This window comes from Demequina sp., from assembly GCF_016278775.1.
Taxonomy (GTDB): Bacteria; Actinomycetota; Actinomycetes; order Actinomycetales; family Demequinaceae; genus Demequina.
This window is the reverse complement of record NZ_JADQBF010000047.1, coordinates 1-4,378: the sequence shown is the minus strand read 5'-3', so window position 1 is coordinate 4,378 and position 4,378 is coordinate 1. Positions and strand designations below refer to the sequence as shown.

Below are 4,378 nucleotides of genomic sequence, written 5' to 3'. Positions count from 1 at the left end.
TCAACGCGTTCCTGACGACGACGAACAGCCCGGTGGGCATGGTCCTGGACGCCGTTCCCGTCATCCCCCCGGACCTGCGTCCGATGGTGCAGTTGGACGGTGGCCGCTTCGCAACCTCCGACCTCAACGACCTGTACCGCCGCGTCATCAACCGCAACAACCGTCTCAAGCGACTGCTTGATCTCGGTGCTCCCGACATCATCGTGAACAACGAGAAGCGGATGTTGCAGGAGGCCGTGGACGCGCTGTTCGACAACGGTCGCCGCGGTCGCCCCGTCACTGGTCCAGGAAACCGTCCCCTCAAGTCCATCTCGGACATGCTCAAGGGCAAGCAGGGTCGTTTCCGCCAGAACCTGCTGGGCAAGCGCGTCGACTACTCGGGCCGTTCGGTCATCGTGGTCGGCCCGCAACTCAAGCTGCACCAGTGCGGACTTCCCAAGCAGATGGCACTCGAGTTGTTCAAGCCGTTCGTCATGAAGCGACTGGTGGAACTCAACCACGCGCAGAACATCAAGTCTGCCAAGCGCATGGTCGAGCGCAGTCGACCGGAGGTGTGGGACGTCCTCGAAGAGGTCATCCGCGAGCACCCGGTGTTGCTGAACCGCGCGCCGACGCTTCACCGCCTGGGTATCCAGGCTTTCGAGCCGCAGTTGGTCGAGGGCAAGGCCATCCACCTGCACCCGCTCGTGTGTGCCGCCTTCAACGCCGACTTCGACGGCGACCAGATGGCAGTTCACTTGCCGCTGAGCTCAGAGGCACAGGCTGAGGCCCGCGTCCTCATGCTGTCGAGCAACAACATCCTGAAGCCGTCAGACGGCCGACCGGTGACCATGCCCTCTCAGGACATGATCATCGGCCTGTACCACCTGACGCTGCAGAAGGAAGGCTCGAAGGGCGAAGGTCTCGCGTTTGGCTCGGAATCGGAGGCCCTGATGGCCTTCGACGCAGGCGTGATCGGGCTCGGCTCCGAGATCACCTTGCGCGTCGACGGTGACACGATTCCGCCCGCCGACTGGGTAGCCCCAGACGGCTGGACGGAGGGTGAGGCGATGAGCCTCAAGACCACCCTTGGTCGTGCGATCTTCAATGGCTTGCTGCCGGTGTCGTTCCCGTACGTCAATCGCACCGCCGACAAGAAGGTGCTGGGCGACATCGTCAACACCCTTGCAGAACGTTACGAGAAGGTGGAGGTCGCGGCGTCGCTCGATGCCCTGAAGTCCGCCGGATTCCACTGGGCGACCAGGTCCGGCGTGACAATCGCGATCAGCGATGTGGCGACCCCTGCCAACAAGCAGGAGATTCTGGACCGTTACGAGACGCTCGCCGCGAAGGTGCAGGACCAGTACGAGACCGGTCTGATCACCAACCCTGAGCGTCGTCAAGAGCTCATCGAGATCTGGACGCGTGCGACCAATGAGGTTGACGTCGAGATGCGCAAGGCGTTCCCCGAGTACAACACGGTGCAGACGATGGTCGGCTCCGGTGCTCGTGGTAACTGGATGCAGGTGCGTCAGATCGCCGGTATGCGTGGCCTGGTGTCGAACCCGAAGGGCGAGATCATTCCGCGGCCCATTAAGTCGAACTACCGCGAGGGCCTGTCGGTGCTCGAGTACTTCATCGCCACTCACGGTGCCCGCAAGGGTCTGGCCGACACCGCGTTGCGTACCGCCGACTCTGGCTATTTGACCAGGCGCCTGGTGGACGTGTCTCAAGACGTCATCGTCCGTGAGGACGACTGCGGCACTGAGCGTGGCCTGACCATGCCGATCATCGAGCGCGACGCCGCTGGCAACGTTCAGTGGCACGAGCGGGTGGCGACCTCCGTGTTCGCACGCACGATCGCCTCCGACGTGGTCGGTGCTGACGGAACGGTGCTCGCCAAGGCGGGCGTCGACGCCGGCGACATCCTCATCGACTCGCTGATCGCCAGCGGCATCGAAGAGGTCAAGGTCCGCTCCGTCCTGACCTGCGAGTCGGCTGTCGGCACGTGCGCCCGGTGCTACGGACGTTCGCTTGCCACTCGCGAGCTCGTCGACATCGGCGAGGCCGTCGGCATCATCGCGGCCCAGTCGATCGGTGAGCCTGGCACGCAGTTGACGATGCGTACCTTCCACACCGGTGGTGTCGCCTCGGCAGAGGACATCACGCAGGGCCTGCCCCGCGTCCAAGAGCTGTTCGAGGCCCGCACCCCCAAGGGTGAGGCCCCGATCGCGGAGGTCGCAGGCCGTCTCAAGGTGGATGACTCGGAGTCCACTCGCCGCCTGGTCATCACGCCAGACAACGGTGACGAGGAGATCGCGTACCCGGTCACCAAGCGGTCGCGCCTGTTGGTGCAGGATGGCGATCACGTCGAGGTCGGTCAGCAGCTTGTGTTCGGTGCGGTCGATCCCAAGAACGTGTTGCGCATCCTTGGCCCGCGTGCCACCCAGAAGCACTTGGTGGACGAGGTTCAGCAGGTGTACCGCTCGCAGGGTGTGGAGATCCACGACAAGCACATCGAGGTCATCGTGCGGCAGATGCTGCGTCGCGTGACCGTGCTTGAGGCTGGCGAGACCAACCTGCTTCCCGGTGAGCTTGCGGAGCGTGCGCGCTTCGAGAGGCTCAACCGCGAGACGGTCACCAAGGGCGGCAAGCCCGCCTCGGCCCGTCCCGAGCTCATGGGTATCACCAAGGCGTCGCTTGCGACCGAGTCGTGGCTGTCCGCCGCATCGTTCCAAGAGACCACTCGCGTGCTCACCGAGGCTGCACTGTCCGGCAAGTCGGACCCGTTGCTTGGCCTCAAGGAGAACGTGATCCTCGGAAAGCTGATCCCCGCCGGCACCGGCCTGTACCGCTACCGCGGCGCCACGGTCGAGCCGACGGAAGACGCCAAGGCGAACCTCTTCCCGACGTTCGGTTACGAGGAGTGGGACGGTCAGTTCTTCTCTGAGGGCACCGGCGAGGCCGTGCGTCTCGAGGAGTTCAACTTCCCGCGCGACTAGGTTCACTCACGACACAGGCCCCGACCACCACTAGGCGGTCGGGGCCTCGTGCGTGAGTCAGGGGAGTGACAAAGAGGACACCCACGCGACTGAAACTTGAGCGCTTGGGGCCGATAGGAAGGCCATCCCCACCTGCACGGCGGAGGGAGGCCTCACATGGTCACGTTTCTTGCGTGGTGGACTGGCGTGGCGATCGTCACCTGCTCTGGAATCATCGCGTGGATCGTGCGCCGCAACGCTCATCTGTACTGAGCCTGCCGCAACCCGCGCGTGGACAATGAGCACGTTGACGTGGCTCTCGAGGCGTGTTTCCACGCCCTGGACCAGGCGCCTCCGCGACTCGCGCAGACTCCTGTATCATGAACTGCTGGGGACGCACGCTCGCCCCGCCCAAGCGATGCACAACATCCGCTTTGACGGCAGGCGTGACGCCAGGTATCGTTGATGCTCGTGCCCGCGTCGTCGGGCCCTCACGCGCGCCCTTACTGGGCGCCACCAAAAAGGTGCGACACGCCCGGGCGCGGGGGTCGGGCCGACGACATGACAAGCGTTCAGTTTCAACAGACGGAGAAGCAGTGCCTACGATTCAGCAGTTGGTGCGCAAGGGGCGTTCGCCCAAGGCGTCCAAGTCCAAGACGCCCGCCCTCAAGGGCAGCCCTCAGCGCCGTGGCGTGTGCACCCGTGTGTACACCACCACGCCCAAGAAGCCGAACTCGGCTCTGCGCAAGGTGGCACGTGTGCGCCTGTCCTCCGGTATTGAGGTCACCGCGTACATCCCCGGTGAGGGTCACAACCTGCAGGAGCACTCGATCGTGCTCGTGCGCGGCGGTCGTGTGAAGGACCTCCCTGGTGTGCGCTACAAGATCGTGCGTGGCTCGCTCGACACCCAGGGTGTCAAGGGTCGCCAGCAGGCTCGCAGCCGCTACGGCGCGAAGAGGGAGAAGAAGTAATGCCTCGCAAAGGACCAGCCCCCAAGCGGCCCGTCATCATTGACCCGGTCTTCGGCGCACCCGTCGTGACCATGCTGATCAACAAGGTGCTGCTCGACGGCAAGAAGTCGACCGCTGAAGCGATCGTCTACGGCGCCCTCGAAGGCGTCAAGGAGAAGAGCGGCCAAGACCCCGTCGTCGTGCTGAAGCGCGCGTTGGACAATGTGCGCCCCGCGCTCGAGGTCCGCAGCCGCCGCGTCGGTGGCGCTACCTACCAGGTCCCCGTGGACGTGCGCCCCGTGCGCGCCACCACTCTGGCCCTACGTTGGTTGGTCGACTTTGCGCGCAAGCGTCGTGAGAACACCATGACCGAGCGACTGATGAACGAGATCCTCGATGCTTCCAACGGCCTGGGTGCCGCAGTGAAGCGTCGCGAAGACATGCACAAGATGGCCGAGTCGAACAAGG

At 64.5% G+C, this 4,378-nt stretch carries 3 protein-coding genes; all 3 read left to right on the top strand.

Translation table 11 applies throughout. From position 1 onward, the window contains the following. On the top strand, positions 1-2,981 hold a 2,981-nt coding region (gene rpoC / locus QZZ33_RS06655), incomplete at its 5' end, for a DNA-directed RNA polymerase subunit beta' (RefSeq protein ID WP_291378986.1). A gap of 575 nt (positions 2,982-3,556) precedes the next feature. Continuing rightward, entirely contained in the window at positions 3,557-3,931 is a 375-nt protein-coding gene (rpsL, locus tag QZZ33_RS06650; protein ID WP_291378985.1) for a 30S ribosomal protein S12, read from the top strand. Continuing rightward, the coding region (rpsG, locus tag QZZ33_RS06645) for a 30S ribosomal protein S7 (RefSeq protein WP_291378984.1) at positions 3,931-4,378 on the top strand (448 nt) is incomplete at its 3' end. The genes rpsL and rpsG, both read left to right, overlap by 1 nt.